Origin of the sequence: Caulobacter sp. HMWF025 (genome assembly GCF_003060965.1) — a bacterium.
GTDB lineage: Bacteria > Pseudomonadota > Alphaproteobacteria > Caulobacterales > Caulobacteraceae > Caulobacter.
Genome location: NZ_QAII01000029.1, coordinates 41,642 through 60,071, shown reverse-complemented (window position 1 = coordinate 60,071; position 18,430 = coordinate 41,642). Strand labels below are relative to the sequence as shown.

The window sequence follows — 18,430 nt, the reverse complement described above, 5'->3', positions numbered from 1 at the left end:
GACAAGCGCATCAATTCGACGACCTTCTTCGCGGCCCAGCAGGACTTTGCCGAGGCCGGTGACCTGCTGCTGTTCACCAACGAGGAATGGCTGCAGTCCATCGAGCAGCAGATGGACCAGACCGGCGGTTTCCTGCCCAGCCAGTCGATGGCCGACACCTTCAACGCCCTGCGCGGCAATGACCTGATCTGGTCGTTCTTCGTCAGCAACTATCTGATGGGCAAGGAGCCGCGGCCCTTTGACCTGCTGTTCTGGAACGCTGACCAGACCCGCATGCCCAAGTCGCTGCACATGTTCTACCTGCGCAACTTCTATAAGGACAACGCCCTGACCCAGGGCCTGCTGTCACTGGGCGGCGAGACCCTGGACCTGAAGAAGGTCAAGACCCCGATCTATGTCCAATCGTCCAAGGACGATCACATCGCTCCGTTCCGGAGCGTCTATCGCGGGGCAAAGGCCTTCGGTGGTCCGGTGACCTTCACCATGGCCGGCTCCGGCCACATCGCCGGCGTGATCAATCACCCTGACGCGAAGAAGTACCAGCACTGGACCAATGAGGCCCTGCCGGAAACCGTCGACGCCTGGATATCGAACGCGACCGAGCATGCCGGGTCCTGGTGGCCCCACTGGTCCACCTGGCTGAAGGCACGCTCCGGGGCCCTCGTCCCGGCCCGGGATCCCGCCAAGGGGCCGCTGAAGCCGCTGGAGAATGCGCCCGGCAGCTACGTGCTGGTTCGCTCCGACGTCTGATGACGGAGATCGCCCCGATGGCAGGGCGAGAACGGTAGGTCAGAGACCTGCCGCTTCCTCCAGCCCAAGGGCGAGATTGAGGTTCTGCACGGCTGCGCCTGAGGCCCCCTTGCCCAGATTGTCCAGCAGGGCCACCAGCCGGGCCTGACCGCCGGCGTCCGAGCCGAACACGAACAGCTTCAGGCCGTTGGTGCCGTTCAGCCCTTCAGGATCAAGCGACGTCAGCGACGAGGCTTCCTCGAGCGAAGCGACCTCGACGAACCGCTCGCCGCGATAGTGTGCGGCATAGGCGGCCTGGATGTCCTTCAGCGTCGGCGCGCTGTTCAGGGCTGCGAGGTGAAGCGGCAGTTCAACCAGCATGCCCTGCGCATAGCGCCCGACTGCCGGTGTGAAGATCGGCCGGGTCGAAAGCCCGCCATGCTGCTGGATCTCCGGCACATGCTTGTGCTGCAGGCCCATGGCATAGATGCGGTAAGGCACCCTGGTGTGGTTAGCGGCGGTCTCGTCCTCAAACTCGGCGATCATCGCCTTGCCGCCGCCGGTGTAGCCCGAGATGGCGTTGAACGAGACGGCGAGATCTCCGGGCAGGATCCCGGCCGAGACCAGCGGACGGGCCAGGGCGATCGCGCCGGTCGCATAGCAGCCCGGATTGGAAATCCGCTTTGCGGCAGCGATCCTGCCGCGCTGCTCGCCGTCCAGTTCGGCGAAACCATAGGTCCAGTCCGCGGCCGTGCGATAGGCGGTCGAAGCGTCGATCACCTTGACGGCCGGATTCTCGATCAGGCCCACGGCCTCCTTCGAGGCCTCGTCGGGCAGGCACAGGATCACCGCATCGGCGCTGTTCAGCATGGCCGCTCTTGCGACCGGGTCCTTGCGCTTGTCGGGATCGATCGAGATCAGCTGAAGATCGGTACGCCCGACCAGGCGCTCGCGGATCTGCAGACCCGTGGTACCGACTTCGCCATCGATGAAGACCTTCGGCGTCATGCAGACTCCCATCAACCCGGACAGAGGGACAAAGAAAAAGGGCGCTCCGGTTTCCCGAAGCGCCCTTTTCCAAACACGGCGAACCGCGTTTAGCGCTTCGAGAACTGGAAGCTGCGGCGGGCCTTGGCCTTGCCGTACTTCTTGCGTTCAACCACGCGGCTGTCGCGCGTCAGGAAGCCGTGCGGCTTCAGGACGGGGCGCAGCGAGGGTTCGTAGTAGGTCAGAGCCTTGGATAGGCCGTGACGGATCGCGCCGGCCTGGCCCGACAGGCCCGAACCTTCAACGGTCACGGTCACGTCGAACTGACCCAGGCGGTCGGTAACTTCCAGAGGCTGGGCGATCATCATGCGCAGAACCGGACGAGCGAAGTAAACTTCCTGCTCGCGGCCGTTGATGATGATCTGGCCCTTGCCGGGCTTGATCCAGACGCGAGCGATCGCGTTCTTGCGCTTGCCGGTCGCGTAGGCGCGGCCCTGGGCGTCGATCTTGGGTTCGGCCGGGGCAGCTGCTTCCGGGTTGCTGGACAGGCTGGCCAGCGCGTCAAAGCCTTGAGCTTCAGACATGACTTAGGCGCTCCGGGTGTTTTTGGCATTGCGCGAGGCGAAATCGATCGCTTCGGGGCTTTGCGCTTGGTGCGGGTGCTCACCGTTGTTGTAGATGAGCAGATGCGTCAGCTGCTTGCGAGCCAGCGGGCTCTCCTTGGGCAGCATGCGCTCGACGGCCTTTTCGAGGACGCGTTCCGGGAAGCGGCCTTCCAGCAGCTTGCGCGGGGTGGTCGACTTGACGCCGCCCGGGTGACCGGTGTGGCGGTAGTAAACCTTGTCGTCCATCTTCTTGCCGGTGAACTTCACCTTGTCGGCGTTGATGACGACAACGAAGTCGCCGCAGTCAACGTTCGGGGTGTAGTCGGGACGGTGCTTGCCGCGAAGACGCATGGCGATGAACGTCGCCAGACGACCGACAACGGCGTCCTGGGCGTCGACCACGATCCACTTCTTCTCGACCTCGGCGGGCTTCAGGGAAGCCGTGGTCTTTTGCATGGGATTGATCCGTATTCCTTGTGCGTCGGGATCCAAGAAAGCAGATCCGTTCGCGTGAGGGGCGGCAGATACGTGAGGGCGTCGAACCTGTCAACATTAGACGTGAGAAATATCCAAAAACCCTTATGGAGCAAGGGATTGGAAGATACGGTATTATATTACCTCACAACTGTCTTAAGTTCGTCATGGGCCCTTGGCATAGGAATGCCGTTATAGATTAACAGCCGAGTCCATCATGCCGATCTCCCGTCGAGGCTTTGTGGCCTCAGTCGCAACCAGCATCGCCTTCTCGGGTCTCGCCGCGCGAGCCCAGGATGCCGGGCAAGACCCCGAGACCTATCGGAACGAGGTAGAGGGCTACGGTCCGCTGATCCCGGATCCGCGCCGGATGCTCGATCTGCCCGCCGGCTTTAGCTACCAGATCATCTCCCAGGCCGGAGAAACTATGACTGACGGCTTCCTCGTGCCTTACAAGGCCGATGGGATGGGCTGTTTTGAAGCTGGTGACGGCAAGGTCCTGCTGGTTCGCAATCACGAACTCTCGGTCACTGAAATGGACTACGGCCCATTCGGATTGGGTGGACGCCTTGCCTCTCGTCTCGACCGGTCACTGGCCTACGATATCCATGAAAGCGGTATGCCCCTGCCCGGCGGCACGACGACGATCCTGTACGACCTGAAATCGGGCCAGACCCTGCGCCAACACCTGAGCCTCGTCGGAACGACTGTAAACTGTGCCGGCGGGACCACGCCCTGGGGCTCTTGGCTAAGCTGTGAAGAGTCCACCCTGACGAGCGGTCTCGAAGTCGGCAAGGATCATGGCTACGTGTTCGAGGTCCCAAGCGCTTCCACGACACTGGCTCCCGGCCTGCCACTGAAGGCGATGGGACGCTTCAAGCACGAAGCCGCCTGCATCGATCCGCGCTCCGGTGTGGTCTATATGACGGAAGACGTCGCCGACGGGCTCTTCTACCGGTTTCTTCCGAATGACCGGCGCAACCTTGCGGCCGGCGGCCGGCTGCAGGCCCTGGGCCTCGTCGATGCGCCGGAGGGGGGCGACACGCGCAATTTCGAAGAGCTGAGCTTCGCGCCACGCAGCTGGAAATCGGTTCGCTGGATCGATCTGGACGGGGTCGACAATCCCAATGATGACATTCGTCGCCGCGGTCATGAGCGGGGTGCCGCCCTGTTTTCGCGCGGCGAGGGCCTCTATTTCGGAAAAGGTGAACTCTATTTTGCCTGCACAGCTGGAGGGGCGATCGCTGCCGGTCAGATCTTCCGTTATGTCCCCAGCCCCGTCGAAGGCCAGGCGGGCGAACGCGACCAGCCCGGCCGCCTTCAACTCTTTGTCGAAAGCGCCGACACCCAAGTTCTGGACTATGCGGACAATCTGGTCGTCGCGCCCTGGGGCCACATCATCCTGTGCGAGGATCGCTATTCAGATGTCGATCGCAACCATCTGCGCGGCGTGTCCCCCGACGGCAAGGTCTACACGGTTGGGCGAAATGTCTTCACCGGGAATTCCGAGTTCGCCGGGGCCTGTTTCTCGCCTGATGGTTCGACCCTGTTCGTCAACATCCAGAACCCGGGCATCACGCTCGCTGTGAAGGGCCCCTGGGGAAGCCTCAAACTCTAGCCCTAAGGCCCACCCTGGCCGCCGGCGATGAACGGCGGCCAGGGGGCTGCATTGGGTGTCAGAGACCGTGCCTATTTTGCTGTTCCGGCCTCAAACCCGAAGGCATGGCGCATGATCTGGAAGATGTAGGACTCCTCGACGACGCCCCGGACGAGATAAGCTCCGGGCCCATCGGCAAAGACGCCGACATCTTCACCGGAATGGGCCGCGCTCGGCAGATTGGCCAGCGCCTGCTGGTGATAGTCGACATCTTCCATGTTTTCCCGGGACGGATCAGCTCGCAGGTCCTGCCCCTCCGGGCCGCCGGGACCCGTCGCGAAACTCAGGACCGTGTATGGCTTTCCGTCGCCGGCCCTGATCGGCTCGCCTTCATTGCCGGCGAGGCCGAGGATCGGCGCGTTGCGTGCGGCATAGCCGGAGATCACAAGGCCATGACTATGGTCGGCCGTCACGATCACGAGCGTGTCCTTGAGGTCCACCTTATCGAGGGCCGCCTGGACGGCTTTCGAGAACTCGATCGTCTCGGTCAAGGTCCGTTTGGCATTGTTGAGGTGGCTGCCCATGTCGATCTTGCCGCCCTCGACGAGCAGGAAATAGCCCTTCGGATTGCGGGCCAGCAGATCAATCGCCTTGCTGGTCATCGCCGCCAGGGTCGGGACATCCTGCCCCAGCGCGGCTCGCTCGACCTCATAGGGAAGATGCTCATTGGCAAAGAGACCAAGGACGGGTCCAGTTGCGGCAGGATCCAGAGCCTGCAACTGATCCGCCGTCGTGACATAGGCTGAAGCGGGAGCCTTGCGCCATTCGGTCGTAAGGTCGCGGCCGTCACCGCGCCGCCCTCCTGCGCCCTCCGGAAGAAAGCGCGACCGCCCTCCCCCCATCACGACATCGAGTCGAAGGCCTGCGGGCGTTTCAAGCAGTTGCCTGGCGATGTCCTTGCAGCCGGCCTGGAGCGCCTCGACGGGCATGTCGGCATCGCTCTCCCAGTCCCTATAGACGGTGTGCGCATACACACCCGCCGGCGTGGCGTGGGTGACGCGGGTCGTGGTCACGGCACCAGCGGCGAGGCCATGGGCCTTGGCCAGTTCGGCGATGGTCCGAACCCGGGTGCTTTTTTCGCTGGCGCACTGCTCGGGAACCGCCGCGCCCGTCAGACCAATGACCTTGTTCCGGGTTTTAACGCCGGTGGTGATCGCTGTGATGCCCGCGGCACTGTCAGTGACCTGGGTGTCGTGACTGTAGGTCTTGGACAGGGCGGTCCAGGGCAGCTTTTCGAACGAGAGGCTGTTGGACTCACCGTCCACGCCCCGCATCTGCCCCTCATAGATCCGGGCCGCTGCGACGGTCGAAATCCCCATGCCGTCGCCGATGAACAGGATGATGTTCTTGGCGCGTCCGGTATTGGGCGTCACGGCCAGGGACCGCGCCAGCGCGGCTTCACCCGCCTTGAAATAGGGATCAGACGGGGTCTGGGCAAACGCGCCGGACGCCAGAAACGAAAGGGCAAGGGCCAGAGAGGTGTTGCGGATCACAGCCGGACGCTCCTGAAGGTACCGGCCTGCTTTGCTTCAACCCTGTGACACTTTTTCCGGTACGGACGCCGGCCCGGGGAATTTCACTCAGACGCGCCGGACCCGCCAGGCGAACAGCGCGGCCGTTCCGAGCAGCACGGCGGCTCCCGCCTGGTGCACGACCCCGAGCGAGACCGGCACATGGACCATCAGAGTCCAGATCCCCAGACCCGCCTGCAGGGTTACGATGCCGGCGACACCAAAGGCCATGACCTTGGCCTCTCCGGGGAGGTGCCGTGACCGGCGGGCCATGAAGGCCAGGCCAAGCGCCGCCACAAACAGCGCATAAGCGACGATACGATGGTGCAACTGAACCGCGCCCTGACTGTGCGCCAGGGTGCTCCACAGCCCCTTGCCCCAGTAAGCATCCGGTAGCAGCGCACCATTCATCAGCGGCCAGTCATTATAGACCAAGCCAGCGTCATTCCCCGCGACCAGGGCTCCGAGAAGACACTGAAAGAAGACAAAGCCAAGGAAGGCGAGCGCCCAGCCGCGCCAGGGCGATTGCTGCTCGATTCGCGGCGCTCCCGCCCAGGCATCAAGACCCGTCCAGAGCAGCAACACAAACAGGTTCAGGGCCAGGCCGAGATGGGTCATCAGGCGCTCGGGCGCGACAGATACCCTTTCCGAAAGGCCACTGGACACCATCCACCAGCCGATTGCGCCCTGCAGGCCACCCAGGCCCAGCATGACCGCGCAGCGCCAGATCAGACGACGCGGAATCATTCCCCGGATCAGGAAGAAGACAAAGGGAATGGCGAAGGCGGCACCGACGACCCGGCCCAGCAGTCGATGTCCCCACTCCCACCAGAAAATCGTCTTGTAGGCCTCAAGCGTCATTCCGGCATTGACCAGCCGGTACTGCGGGATCTGTTTGTAGAGCGCGAAATTTGCCTGCCAGGCAGCCTCCGACATGGGCGGCAACGCCCCCATGATCGGCTTCCATTCGGTAATGGACAGGCCCGAGTCGGTCAGGCGCGTTGCACCGCCGACAACCACCATTGCAAACACCAGCGCGGCCACGGCGAACAGCCAGAGGGCCACGGGACGGGAACGGTCTGAACGCAGAAATGACGTCATGACGACGGAGAGAGCGCCTGTTCTTGGCCGAAATTGGGCCGCGTCGTCCGTACTCCCGCCGCGCTTCCACGTCCATGGGCCATGACGTACGTAAGGGTTCGTGCGATGATCCGACCTGCAGTCCTTGACTGTGCGTGAGGAAGGTCCAGATGAGCAGTATCGGCGTGTTCTCGGCCGCCATCATCGGCATTCTGGCCGGCTGGGTTGCGGACATCGCCGTAGCGCAGCGGCATTCGCTGTTCGCGAAGCTGCTGATCGGCGTGATCGGATCCTTCATCGGTGCCTTCATCGCCCAGCGACTGGGGCTACCCCTGCAGGGATTCTGGGGCGGACTTCTGGTGTCCGCCGTCGGGGCTGTGCTTTTTCTGGCCGTCCTCGGCCTTGTTCGGAGACCCGCTTGAGTACGCCTCTAATCCCCGCCCGACTGCGCAAACTGATTGGCGGCATCGGCATAATGGTCTTCCTCGCCGTCTATATCTGGGCGGGTACCAGCCTCTACGATTTCCTGCCCGACAACCGAGCCATCCACCTGATCTATTTCATCGTTGTTGGAATGGGCTGGGGCCTGCCGCTGATGCCGCTGATGTCGTGGATGGGCAAGGCCGACAAGCCCATGAAGTTCTAGGGCGTCGAGACCTTCAGCCCCGAAACTGAAAAAGGCCGCCCCGAAGGGCGGCCTTTCCATTCTTCCGTCTATTCCCTTTCGGAAATGGTCGGAGCGACAGGATTTGAACCTGCGACCCCTTGACCCCCAGTCAAGTGCGCTACCAGGCTGCGCCACGCTCCGACGGAAGAGGCGCTCTTATAGGCGCCGCTCCTGACCTCCGCAACCGGAATTGCGGGGAATTTCAATCACTGCTGGGGATGATCCAAAAGCAGGTCCAGCCTCGCCTTCGAGGCGGTGAGCTCGTTCAGTGACGCGACAAGACGCCCCCGATGAACCGCATCGATTGTACCGGCGACCTTGAGGTCGGGCGCAGGCGGGCCAGCGCCCCGGACTGCAGGTAACCCCAGCCCCGCAGCGATAACAGAGCTCAAACCCTGCTCACGATGGAGAGCCTGGACATCCTTGATGCTCAGGCCGGCACCGTGAAGCAAGGCACGAACACCCGTCAGAACCGCGACATCCTGGGGCCGGTAGAAGCGGCGACCGCCCGCTCGCTTCATGGGGCGGATAAACGAGAATCGGGTCTCCCAAAAGCGCAGGACATGCTGGGGAACGCCCAGCACGTCAGCCGCTTCGGAGATGGTGCGGAAGGCATTGGGTCCTTTCGCCACCGCGATATGGACCTTAGCCGCCGAGCGCGCGATCAATGCGCGCCTTCATGACCTGCGACGCGCGGAAACCGATGACGCGGCGCGGCTCGATCTCGGCAGGTTCACCCGTCTTGGGGTTACGGCCCATACGGGCGCGCTTGTCGCGCACCTGGAATACGCCAAAACCGGAGAGCTTGACGGTTTCACCGGTCTCAAGCGCTTCAGCCACAAGGTCGAGGGTCCGTTCAACCAGGCCAGCACAGTCCTGGCGAGTCAGACCAACCTCTTCATGAACTGCCTCGCAGAGGTCAGCCCGAGTCAAAGTCGCGCCCTTCATGACGCCCCCCCCCACGCGCTTAGGCGGGCCCCACGGGACCGCGCCAGATTGAACACACCTGTATCACTCAGAAACGGGGCGCGCCCATCACCCTGAGAACGCTCACAGTTAACTCCGACTGCATGACGCTAATATCGCATGAAGTCAAAGCCTCAAGGCCAAGACCTAACCCGCGCCCGCTGAGTGGGCAGAGCCCGAGACTAGAGGCGCAGAAGGCAGGCACCCCAGGTCAAACCACCGCCCATGGCCTCCAGCAGAAGTAACTGCCCGGGCTTGATGCGGCCGTCGGCCACGCCATGGGCAAACGCTAGAGGAATTGAAGCGGCCGAGGTATTGGCGTGAATGGCGACCGTGGAGATCACCTTGTCCTCGTCCAGCCCGACCCGATGGGCGACACCCTGAAGAATCCGCTGATTGGCCTGGTGAGGAATGAACCAGTCGACATCCGCAATCTCAATGCCGGCCTTGGCCGAAGCCGCGCGTATGGCCTCTGAGATATTGACGACCGCGTGCTTGAAGACCTGGTTCCCCAGCATCCGCAGCTTGCCGACCGTCCCAGTGCTCGATGGGCCGCCATCTACATACAGCAGGTCCTGCTTGGTGCCGTCCGCCCGAAGGGCGAAGCTGAGCAGACCCTGGTCGGCGGTTGTCCCCTGCCCGTCGCGCGGCTCGAGGACAACGGCCCCGGCTCCATCGCCGAACAGAACGCAGGTTCCACGGTCGGTCCAGTCCATCAAACGGGTCATGGTCTCTGCCCCGATCACCAGGGCGCACCGCGCATGGCCGCGCGCCACGAAGCCGTCGGCAACGCTCAGCGCATAGACAAAGCCCGAGCAGACAGCCTGGATGTCAAACGCGATACCGACGGGGGCACCCAGCTTGCGCTGAACAATCGTCGCGGTTGCCGGAAAGGTCAGGTCCGGCGTCGTCGTCGCTACAATGATCAGGTCAACATCAGCGGCCGTCTTTCCGGCCTTCTCGAGGGCAGCCCTGGCCGCCTCGACCGCGAGATCAGATACCGCCTGGTCGTCATCGGCCTGGTGGCGCTGGTGAATCCCGGTCCGCTCGACAATCCAGGCATCGCTGGTGTCGACAAACTTGGCCAGGTCGTCATTCGTCACGATCCTGGACGGCAGATAGGCCCCGACACCCGTCACGGCACTTCGGACGACACTCACGCTGTCGCTCCCTCATTACCGCTACAAACCGGCTCCGGCGCGGACGACGCCGTCAGGCTTTTCAGATTGCGGGCGATCTGAGCCGTAAAGTCGCTGCGCGCCAGATCGACAGCGACCCGGATGGCAGAAGCAAAGCCGCTCGAGTCAGCACCACCATGGCTTTTGACGACAATCCCATTGAGTCCGAGCAGCGGTCCACCATTGACCCGGCCTGGATCCAGTCGCGCCCGCATCTTCTTCAAGGCACCGGAAGCGATCACGGCCCCCAACATGGCCAAGGGGCCCGAGGTCAGGGTCGTCTTGATCTCATTGGAGAAGAACCGCGCAAGGCCTTCGGCGGTTTTGAGGGCCACGTTTCCGGTAAAGCCATCCGTCACGACCACGTCGACGGTGCCGTAGGCTATGTCCGTGCCCTCGACAAACCCCCGATAGTCGAAATCAAGCTGGGCTTCCCTGAGAATGGCATGCGCTTCCCGCACTTCCTCATGGCCCTTCTGTTCCTCCGAGCCAACGTTCAGCAGGCCGACCGTCGGCCGCGTTGACCCATGGACCGCGTGATGGAAGGCGGCTCCCATGATGGCAAACTCAACGAGTTGGGCCGCATCGCTTTCGACATTGGCCCCGACATCCAGCACCGCTGTAATCCCCTTCATCGTCGGCCAGCTGGCAACGATGGCAGGGCGTTCGAGATCAGCTCCCATGCGGAGGATCAGCTTGGAGATCGCCATCAGAGCGCCGGTATTGCCTGCTGAAACACAGGCTTGTGCTTCGCCGGCGCGCAGCGATTCAACCGCGTTCCAAAGGCTGGACCCCTTGCCCCGGCGCATGGCCTGGGCAGGCTTCTCGTCCATGGCGATGAACTTCTCGGTGTGACGAACATCACAGACAGCGCGAGCCGCCGGAACCTTGGCGAGCTCGGCATTGATCTGGCTCTCGTCGCCATGCAGCAGGAAACGCACGCCAGAATGAGCGGCAGCCGCCTTGGCAATGCCAGGCACGACAATCGACGGGCCATGGTCACCGCCCATGGCGTCGATGGAGATTACGATGGATTGGGACACTTTGGCGCCGTCAGCTCCTGGACGATCCTGACATCCCGACGGGACAGTCAGTGATATTTTGGCGTGTCTAACACGCAAAAGCGGCGAGTCGGACTGGCTCAGTCCTCTTCACCTTTTACCTTAAGCGCTTTCAGCGCGGAAAACGGCGAAATCTCCGCAGTCGGCTGCGGCGGCTCGAAAACGGCCCCCGGCTTCCGCGGAAAGGGATCCAGTTCCAGCGCCAGATGCTCGACCACGTAGCCTGATACGTCCACCATATCGTTCTCGAGAATATCGGGTGGATCATCGGCCTCGGGATCCAGGGCCAACTCGCCGCCATCATCCTGGGGGGCCTGATCACTGTCACCGGAGATCACGTGAAGCTTGAAGCGCGTGTCGATCGTGCTTTCCAGATCATCCGCCGTCACGCTGCAGGTCTGAACTACCCGGGCCCGAATTAGACCGGACACTTCCGCCCCGTCGAGCCAGGGGGTCAGATAGACCTCCGCCTCCAGCGTCTCGATGGACACAAGGCCCAGTTGCCGGGCCAGGGTCTTTCGCTGCTTGTCGTCGGGTGAAAGACGAACGCTTACACCACCACGATCAATGCGACCGAGGCTGACCTGACAGGGCCAGGCCGTCTCTACAGGTTCGGCCATTTCGCCTCTCCATCCAGCAAATCGTTCAGCGACTGCGCCGCAAAAGACTCGCGGGCACTGAGCACATAGGCTGTCAGGCCCAAGACGTCGCCATCGCCGCGTTCTTCGAGTGCCGTCCTGCCGAGGAGGTCAGACAGCGGCTGAGTATCGGGCAATGATGCGATCACTTCGTCGAAGGCCTTCAATCGACCATAGAAGGCTCCGGCCAGCTTCTTCATTTTCTTTCCGACCGCAGTGTCTGAGACACCGATTTCACGGAATGCGTCGTCCAGTCCCCGAACATAGGCGTCGAAAACGGCCTGGGACGTTTCCTCCGCCAATGACCCCTGTCCCTTCAGCCGCTCCAGAAGCAGCACGACATGAAGCGAGAAGAGCTCAAAGCGCCCCTCGAGCGAATCGCGGACACCGAACTGCACGTACAGCGGTGCAAGGCGAGCCTGTGCCACGGCACCCGCATAGAGCCTTCCACCCGCAACCTTGGCGGGCCTTGGCTTCAACAGCCGATCCAGAATCATTCAACGCCTCTATTTCGCCGCGACCCGGACGTAGATCGGCAACCGATCGACGCGGACCATTGAACTAAGCCCCCGCGGACGATAGGTCAAAGTCCAGCATTCTTCCGGTCCCGGAGCCCGCATGTTTCGTCCTGCCGTTTTCGTCGCAGCCGCCCTCGGTCTGTCCGCTGTGGTGTCCGGCTGCACACCGCTGACGAGCTATTCCGGTTTCCAGGCCATTGAGGCCAAGCCGGTCGACATGAAAGTCGGAGAAGACAGCAAGTCGACCCTGATGGAAAAGCTGGGTTCGCCTTCGACCGTTTCGACCTTCGACCCCAACACCTGGTACTATATTTCTCAGACGACTGACCGGGTGGCCTTCTATCAGCCCCGGGTGATCAAGCGCGACGTGGTGGCCATCAAGTTCAATCCGGCCGACGAAAAAGTAGCCTCGATCAATACCTACACGCTCAAGGACGGCAAGGTGATTGCCTACAACGGCCGTGAGACCCCGACGCGTGGCCGCGAGATGACCATCCTCGAGCAGCTTCTGGGTAACGTCGGCCGCGGCGGCCTCCTGCCCCAGGACAATGAAGGTGTTCCTGGCACCCGTCCCGGTGATCGCCGCTAGAGAACCGGCACGCAACGACGACCAGCCATGTCTTGACGCCGCTGGCTCAAGACAAAGTCGCCTTCGAAAGGCATGGCTGGTGCGACACTTTGGCCCTGTGCAGGCCTGACAGGGCAAAGATGCCTTCTCCGTGAGCGACATCGCAACACTTCGGAAACCCGGTACGAGCCACACTGCCCCAACAGTCGGCAACCTTTGCTTGGGTTGCTGAGAGCATCTGGAAGTCCGGGGGCCGAACTTGAACGGGATGGATCTCTCTCCGCTGTCTGTGCTTGTCGTCGATGACAACGCAAACATGCGGAAGATCCTCGGGGCGATGCTCCGTTCGTTTGGGCTGCGCAAAATTCACGAGGCCGAGGACGGGCTCAGCGCCCTGAAGATTGTAACGACCCTCGAGATCGACATCATCTTCACCGACTTGATGATGCAGCCCGTGGACGGCCTGGCCCTCATTCGGTGGATCAGAACCTCATCGGCCAGCCGATCGGTCTTCGCCCCGATTATCATGATCACGGGCCACGCGACCCAACGGACCCTGAACGAAGCGCGCATGGCCGGCGTAACCGAGTTCCTGGCCAAACCCCTGACAGCGCGCGGTGTGATGCACCGGATCAATGAGGTGATCCACAATCCACGCCCGTTTGTGAAAGTCAGTGACTACTTTGGCCCGTGCCGGCGGCGACGCATCGATCATGAGTTCGTCGGCGAAGAGCGACGGGGTGCGCCTGAAGGCGACGAGCCTTTCGATCCGGAAGACGTCTACTAGAATCCTTCACGCCGGGAGAACGCTGCCCGGCGGTCTGGCCGCTTCGACCCAAAAGAAAAACGCCCCGGAGGTCTCCCTCCGGGGCGTTGCCGTTCAATCGCCAGTCGTGATCAGGCGCTGTGAGCCAGAACAGCCAGCAGCAGCAGAGCGACGATGTTGGTGATCTTGATCATCGGATTCACGGCCGGACCCGAGGTGTCCTTGTAGGGGTCGCCGACGGTATCGCCGGTGACGGCGGCCTTGTGAGCCTCCGAACCCTTCTTGTGCAGGACGCCGTCCTTGTCGGTGAAGCCTTCTTCGATGACCTTCTTGGCATTGTCCCACGCACCGCCGCCACTGGTCATCGAGATCGCAACGAACAGACCGGTCACGATCACACCCATCAGCATGGCTCCGAGCGATGCAAACGCATCGACCTTGCCTGCGATGGCCTTGATCACGAAGAACAGAACCACGGGTGAAACAACCGGCAAGAGGCTCGGCACAATCATCTCGCGGATAGCGGCCTTGGTCAGGATATCCACCGCCTTGCCGTACTCCGGCTTGACCTCATAGGTCATGATACCGGGGTTCTCGCGGAACTGGCGGCGGACTTCAGCAACGACAGCCTCGGCTGCGCGGCCAACTGCCGTCATGGACATGCCGCCGAACAGGAACGGCAGAAGACCGCCGAACAACAGGCCGACCACGACATAGGGATTGGACAGGTCAAAAGTGACCGGCCCCATGCCTTCAAAGAAGCTGCCCGGCGCTGCATTGGCCGAGAAGAACTTCAGATCTTCGGTATAGGCTGCAAACAGAACCAGGGCCCCAAGACCAGCCGAACCGATGGCATAGCCCTTGGTGACAGCCTTCGTCGTGTTGCCGACCGCATCAAGAGCGTCGGTCGTGACCCGGACTTCCGGCGGGAGGCCCGCCATTTCAGCGATACCACCGGCATTGTCGGTGACCGGTCCGAACGCGTCGAGCGCGACGATGAAGCCGGCAAGGGACAGCATGGTCGTGGTGGCGATGGCGATACCGAAGAGACCCGCCAGGTTATAGGTGACCAGGATGCCGACGATGATCGTCAGCGCGGGCAGCGCGGTCGATTCCAGAGACATGGCCAGGCCCTGGATCACATTGGTGCCGTGACCCGAGACACTGGCCTGCGCCACCGACTTCACCGGGCGGAAGTTCGTGCCCGTATAGTACTCGGTGATCATCACGATCAGGGCGGTCACGGCCAGACCGGCCAGACCGCAATAGAACAGGCTGTTGGCATCAAAGGTCTTGTCGCCGACCGTAACGGCGGCAGGGACCAGCTGGTTGATCACATACCAGACAGCCGGAATGGACAGAACGCCCGTCACGATCAGGCCCTTGTAGAGCGCTCCCATGATGTTCTGGCTCTTGCCCAGGCGCACGAAGAAGGCACCGACGATCGACGTAACGATGCACACCGCGCAGATAGCGAGCGGCAGCAACATCATGGAGGTCACCGCCTCAGTGCCGCGGAAGAAGATCGCGGCAAGAACCATGGTGGCGACCGTGGTCACCGCATAGGTTTCGAACAGGTCAGCCGCCATACCGGCGCAGTCACCGACATTGTCGCCGACATTGTCGGCGATCGTGGCCGCGTTGCGGGGGTCATCCTCCGGGATGCCTGCTTCAACCTTGCCGACCAGATCGCCGCCGACATCAGCACCCTTGGTGAAGATGCCGCCCCCCAGACGGGCAAAGATGGAGATCAGCGAGGCACCGAAGCCCAGGGCGACAAGTGCATCGACGACAGGCCGGCTGGTCGCTTCAAGGCCGAGGCCAACGGTCAGGACCGCATAGTATCCCGCAACGCCGAGGAGGGCGAAGCCGGCCACCAGCATGCCGGTGATGGCACCGGACGTGAAGGCCAGGGAAAGGCCCTTGGCCAGCCCTTCGGACGAGGCCTGGGCTGTTCGCACATTGGCCCTGACCGAGATCAGCATGCCGGCAAAGCCGGCGGCTCCCGACAGCACGGCTCCAACCAGGAATCCACCGGCGGCCCAGGCGCCGATCAACAGATAGACGCCGACCAGAATGACGGCACCGACGACAGAGATGGTGAGATATTGACGACGCAGATAGGCTTGAGCGCCCTCCTGGATCGCCGCAGCGATCTCCTGCATCTTTGCATTCCCGGGCGATGCCCGCATCAAGCTGGCCGTTTGTACGGCGCCATACAGCACCGCCAGCAGCCCGGCCGCTATGGCCAGTGTAAGCCAAAGACTCATTAGGTAATTGCCCCTTCGCGCTTCCAATCACGAGAGGGTCGCCGTTTCGGTACCTTGCCCTTGATGACGATCAAAAGGCCGTACGATACGACGGGCGGGTCTTATGACCTCATGCCCCCTCGATGCTCCCTCCTGACGCACGATCGGCGCCAAGAGGAGAACACTGCCAAATGGATTGGGGCTGCGCAACCCGAACCGGGATCAAGGTCGGGGCCACGGGGCTTTGTCCAGACTGGGCTAGGGCCTGACGACGGAGCCCATCTGCACGATCATCGAGGGTCTGCGAACGCCGGAAGGATGGGGGACCTGCTTGCGCGGAATCTGCTTGGAAATCTCAACCGAAGCGACTTTGCCCTTGCCGACGAGCGCCGCGACCTCCTTGAGAACCGCAGCCTGCAGCTTGGCAGAGTCGACCTCATTGTAGCTGTCGGACTTGGTAAAAGGCGTGCGATGGGCGGCTCGGACAATCGCATCCCGCAGGATCGGCTCCTGATTGGCCAGAACCGTGACCGGCACATCAGTGGCCATCCTGAGGGTCAGATTGACGAAGACATAGTTCACCAACTTGCCGCCATCGATGATCGGAACGGCAAACGGCTGGATTCTGACCGTAGGATCAGGAGGAGCCCCCTCGCCTTCCTTCTTCTTCTCCGAGTTCGCCCAGGCCGGGCTTGCGGAGGCAAGAAGCATGAGGCCGAGCAAGGCGCGGCGCGTCGGGATGGAAAAACCGGTCATCGGACTAGACTAGCGAAAAAGCCTTGAGCCTTCGCTACCGACGGGCTGTGGTCAGCCGTGCAGCCAGCCAAGTTGCTCAGGCGTAATGTCCTTGCCCTTGAAGAGCGCACAAACCCCTTCGCCCTCGACGAACTCGCCTATATCGCGAACCGGCACGCCGCTCGCCATGGCGGCGGCCTGGAAAGCGGCTACATCGCCTGGATCAACGGCACAGACGATCTCATAGTCATCCCCGCCCGAAGCCAGAGACATGCGCGCCTCGCCGGCCTCCGGCTGAGCGCTAAGCCAGTGACGGGCACCGGGTGAAAGGGGAAGACGGTCAAGGTCAACATTGACCCTCAGGCCACTGGCCTTGGCCACATGCCCGGCGTCTGCGAGCAAGCCGTCGGAAACGTCGGCGGCCGCGCGGGCATAAGCCCTTAGCGCATCGCGGATGCTGAGCCGCGGCGGCGGCATCCGGTAGCGGCGGGCCAGGCCACCACCCGGGTCCTCGACCTCGCCCCAATGAGCCAGAAGGCCCAGCCAGCCGTCACCAATGGTGCCGCTGACCATGAGACGGTCGCCGACACGGGCCCCTCTGCGCAGCACGGCATCGCCGCTGGGGGCCCACCCAAGGAAGGTCGCCGAAACGACAAGCGGACCGGATGTCGTGACGGTATCGCCTCCGAGAAGGCTGACATCGTAGAGCGCGCCGTCTTCTGCAAGACCGTAGGCAAAGAGTTCGCGGTCCGCGACGGTGGTACCCGAGGGCCAACCGACCGCGAGGAAATAGCCATAAGGTTCGGCCGCCTTGGCCGCCAGGTCAGAGAGGTTGGTTCTCAGCAGCCGGCGGGCCACAACATCAAGAGCCTCTCCGGTCAGGAAGTGAACGCCGGCGACCATGGCGTCTTTGGTAATCACCAGGTCGTGGCCCGGCCGCGACGGCAGCACGGCGGCATCGTCGAGCAGATCCAGGGCAGCAGGGTCACCCCGGGTCAGCGGACGCAGCAAGCGTGCTATATGGTCGAACTCGTTGGCTGGCGCCGTCTGCTCTGACGGGCCATCATCTGCAAACCAGTCGTCTTCGCCGTCAGCTTCGTGCATCGCGGGCAATCGCGTCGAGGGCGCCATTGATGAATCCGGCCTCCGGTCCTTCGAAGAAGGATTTGGCGATTTCAACATATTCGTCGATGACGACTTCGGTCGGCACATCGCGACGATGGATGAGTTCAAAGGCCCCGGCGCGCAGAACCGCCCGGGCAGTCGCATCCAGCCGGTCCAGACGCCAGCCGGAGGCAAGTCGCTTCACGATAGCCTGATCGATCTCGGATTGATGGCCGACGACCCCTTTGGCCAATTCGGCAAAAAAGGTCTCGTCGGCGGCGGCCATCTGCTGGCCGTCGACGTCGCGGTCAAACCGGTGTTCCGAGAACTCGCGAACCACAGCCTCGACACCAACGCCCGAGACTTCCATCTGGTACAGCGCCTGCACCGCGGCGAGCCGCGCCACAGACCGCGGTTGAATGCGTTGGGCCTTGCTCATCGGGTTTGCCCCAGCAACTGACGCTTGAGGGCTACGGTCTCCAGGCAGGCCTTGGCCGCCGCGCCGCCACGATCACCTTCGCTAACGCGGGCTCGCGTCCAGGCCTGGTCTTCCTCGTCAACCGTCAGAACCCCAAAGCCAATGGCAAGACGCTTGCCGATGCACAGGTCCTGCAGACCACGAGCCGTCTCATTGGCCACGATCTCGAAATGATAGGTTTCGCCACGGATCACGCAGCCCAGGGCGACATAGCCGTCATAGCGAACACCGACCGGCTTGTGTCCGGCCTCTTCCGCCAGAGCCACCGCGCCAGGGATCTGAAGGGCACTCGAGACGGTGATCACATCGTAATCCGCCCCGTAAGCCTCAATGGCCTGGGCGGCCCCGCGCAGCAGTTCGTCGGAGATCCCCGAATAGCTTCGGCCCTCCACGATCAGCAGGCGGATTTTGTCTTCAACCATCAAGCTCGAACTCCAGGGCCGAGGCCGACCGTTCGCC

At 62.6% G+C, this 18,430-nt stretch carries 21 protein-coding genes, 1 tRNA gene and 1 pseudogene; 6 read left to right on the top strand and 17 right to left on the bottom strand.

What is annotated here, in order from left to right:
- Positions 1 to 750 (top strand): annotated as a pseudogene (locus DBR10_RS19665) (class I poly(R)-hydroxyalkanoic acid synthase); the annotation flags it as partial.
- A gap of 39 nt (positions 751 to 789) precedes the next feature.
- Here DBR10_RS19665 and argC read toward each other — a convergent pair.
- The 3 genes from argC to rplM all read right to left on the bottom strand — a co-directional run bounded on the left by argC (position 790) and on the right by rplM (position 2,777).
- Positions 790 to 1,737, bottom strand: coding sequence for an N-acetyl-gamma-glutamyl-phosphate reductase (argC, locus tag DBR10_RS03755; RefSeq protein WP_108490416.1), 948 nt, complete (start codon positions 1,735 to 1,737; stop codon positions 790 to 792).
- An 89-nt stretch (positions 1,738 to 1,826) separates the two neighbouring features.
- Positions 1,827 to 2,300 (bottom strand): 30S ribosomal protein S9, encoded by a 474-nt coding sequence (gene rpsI, locus DBR10_RS03750; protein ID WP_108506128.1) that lies wholly within the window; start codon positions 2,298 to 2,300, stop codon positions 1,827 to 1,829.
- 3 nt (positions 2,301 to 2,303) lie between these two features.
- Positions 2,304 to 2,777, bottom strand: coding sequence for a 50S ribosomal protein L13 (rplM, locus tag DBR10_RS03745; RefSeq protein ID WP_056444711.1), 474 nt, complete (start codon positions 2,775 to 2,777; stop codon positions 2,304 to 2,306).
- 235 nt (positions 2,778 to 3,012) lie between these two features.
- Here rplM and DBR10_RS03740 point away from each other — a divergent pair, with 235 nt between their 5' ends.
- Complete coding sequence (locus DBR10_RS03740; protein WP_108506127.1) at positions 3,013 to 4,413, top strand: alkaline phosphatase PhoX; 1,401 nt, start codon at positions 3,013 to 3,015, stop codon at positions 4,411 to 4,413.
- 71 nt (positions 4,414 to 4,484) lie between these two features.
- On the opposite strand, the gene DBR10_RS03735 is transcribed toward DBR10_RS03740, so the two are convergent.
- Both DBR10_RS03735 and DBR10_RS03730 read right to left on the bottom strand, forming a co-directional pair.
- A complete protein-coding gene (locus tag DBR10_RS03735) occupies positions 4,485 to 5,945 on the bottom strand; it encodes an alkaline phosphatase (protein ID WP_108506126.1) in 1,461 nt (486 codons plus the stop codon).
- An 87-nt stretch (positions 5,946 to 6,032) separates the two neighbouring features.
- Positions 6,033 to 7,064: a COX15/CtaA family protein gene (locus DBR10_RS03730; protein ID WP_108506125.1), complete on the bottom strand. Its 1,032-nt coding sequence runs from the start codon at positions 7,062 to 7,064 to the stop codon at positions 6,033 to 6,035.
- 149 nt (positions 7,065 to 7,213) lie between these two features.
- Here DBR10_RS03730 and DBR10_RS03725 point away from each other — a divergent pair, with 149 nt between their 5' ends.
- Both DBR10_RS03725 and DBR10_RS03720 read left to right on the top strand, forming a co-directional pair.
- Positions 7,214 to 7,465, top strand: coding sequence for a GlsB/YeaQ/YmgE family stress response membrane protein (locus DBR10_RS03725; protein WP_108490044.1), 252 nt, complete (start codon positions 7,214 to 7,216; stop codon positions 7,463 to 7,465).
- A complete protein-coding gene (locus DBR10_RS03720) occupies positions 7,462 to 7,689 on the top strand; it encodes a DUF2842 domain-containing protein (RefSeq protein ID WP_108490045.1) in 228 nt (75 codons plus the stop codon). The genes DBR10_RS03725 and DBR10_RS03720 overlap by 4 nt, the downstream gene beginning before the upstream one ends.
- Positions 7,690 to 7,774: 85 nt before the next feature.
- Here DBR10_RS03720 and DBR10_RS03715 read toward each other — a convergent pair.
- From DBR10_RS03715 to DBR10_RS03685, 7 genes are all read right to left on the bottom strand, one after another.
- Positions 7,775 to 7,851 (bottom strand) — tRNA-Pro (locus DBR10_RS03715).
- Positions 7,852 to 7,916: 65 nt separating this feature from the next.
- Complete coding sequence (locus DBR10_RS03710; RefSeq protein ID WP_108490046.1) at positions 7,917 to 8,342, bottom strand: MerR family transcriptional regulator; 426 nt, start codon at positions 8,340 to 8,342, stop codon at positions 7,917 to 7,919.
- A 13-nt stretch (positions 8,343 to 8,355) separates the two neighbouring features.
- Positions 8,356 to 8,658 (bottom strand): integration host factor subunit alpha, encoded by a 303-nt coding sequence (locus tag DBR10_RS03705; RefSeq protein ID WP_035047822.1) that lies wholly within the window; start codon positions 8,656 to 8,658, stop codon positions 8,356 to 8,358.
- A 200-nt stretch (positions 8,659 to 8,858) separates the two neighbouring features.
- Complete coding sequence (locus tag DBR10_RS03700) at positions 8,859 to 9,836, bottom strand: beta-ketoacyl-ACP synthase III (protein WP_108506124.1); 978 nt, start codon at positions 9,834 to 9,836, stop codon at positions 8,859 to 8,861.
- Positions 9,833 to 10,897 carry a phosphate acyltransferase PlsX gene (gene plsX / locus DBR10_RS03695; RefSeq protein ID WP_108490245.1) on the bottom strand — a complete coding sequence of 355 codons (1,065 nt, stop codon included), beginning with the start codon at positions 10,895 to 10,897 and terminating at the stop codon, positions 9,833 to 9,835. The genes DBR10_RS03700 and plsX overlap by 4 nt, the downstream gene beginning before the upstream one ends.
- A gap of 98 nt (positions 10,898 to 10,995) precedes the next feature.
- Entirely contained in the window at positions 10,996 to 11,535 is a 540-nt protein-coding gene (locus DBR10_RS03690; RefSeq protein WP_108506123.1) for a DUF177 domain-containing protein, read from the bottom strand.
- Positions 11,520 to 12,050, bottom strand: coding sequence for a ubiquinol-cytochrome C chaperone family protein (locus DBR10_RS03685; protein ID WP_108489931.1), 531 nt, complete (start codon positions 12,048 to 12,050; stop codon positions 11,520 to 11,522). Before DBR10_RS03685 ends, DBR10_RS03690 begins: the two co-directional genes overlap by 16 nt.
- 121 nt (positions 12,051 to 12,171) lie before the next feature.
- Between DBR10_RS03685 and DBR10_RS03680 the strand changes: the two genes are divergently transcribed.
- Together DBR10_RS03680 and DBR10_RS03675 are read left to right on the top strand one after the other, a co-directional pair.
- Entirely contained in the window at positions 12,172 to 12,660 is a 489-nt protein-coding gene (locus DBR10_RS03680) for an outer membrane protein assembly factor BamE (RefSeq protein WP_108489930.1), read from the top strand.
- A 238-nt stretch (positions 12,661 to 12,898) separates the two neighbouring features.
- On the top strand, positions 12,899 to 13,426 hold the full coding sequence (locus DBR10_RS03675; RefSeq protein WP_177486169.1) for a response regulator: 528 nt from the start codon (positions 12,899 to 12,901) through the stop codon (positions 13,424 to 13,426).
- A 110-nt stretch (positions 13,427 to 13,536) separates the two neighbouring features.
- On the opposite strand, the gene DBR10_RS03670 is transcribed toward DBR10_RS03675, so the two are convergent.
- From DBR10_RS03670 to ribH, 5 genes are all read right to left on the bottom strand, one after another.
- Positions 13,537 to 15,675, bottom strand: coding sequence for a sodium-translocating pyrophosphatase (locus tag DBR10_RS03670; protein WP_108506122.1), 2,139 nt, complete (start codon positions 15,673 to 15,675; stop codon positions 13,537 to 13,539).
- 237 nt (positions 15,676 to 15,912) lie between these two features.
- Entirely contained in the window at positions 15,913 to 16,410 is a 498-nt protein-coding gene (locus tag DBR10_RS03665) for a hypothetical protein (protein ID WP_108489958.1), read from the bottom strand.
- A 51-nt stretch (positions 16,411 to 16,461) separates the two neighbouring features.
- Positions 16,462 to 17,520, bottom strand: coding sequence for a thiamine-phosphate kinase (gene thiL, locus DBR10_RS03660; RefSeq protein ID WP_108506121.1), 1,059 nt, complete (start codon positions 17,518 to 17,520; stop codon positions 16,462 to 16,464).
- On the bottom strand, positions 17,480 to 17,932 hold the full coding sequence (nusB, locus tag DBR10_RS03655) for a transcription antitermination factor NusB (protein WP_108506120.1): 453 nt from the start codon (positions 17,930 to 17,932) through the stop codon (positions 17,480 to 17,482). The genes thiL and nusB overlap by 41 nt, the downstream gene beginning before the upstream one ends.
- Positions 17,929 to 18,393, bottom strand: a complete 465-nt coding sequence (ribH, locus tag DBR10_RS03650) for a 6,7-dimethyl-8-ribityllumazine synthase (protein ID WP_108490133.1) — start codon at positions 18,391 to 18,393, stop codon at positions 17,929 to 17,931. Before ribH ends, nusB begins: the two co-directional genes overlap by 4 nt.
- Positions 18,394 to 18,430 lie beyond the last annotated feature (37 nt).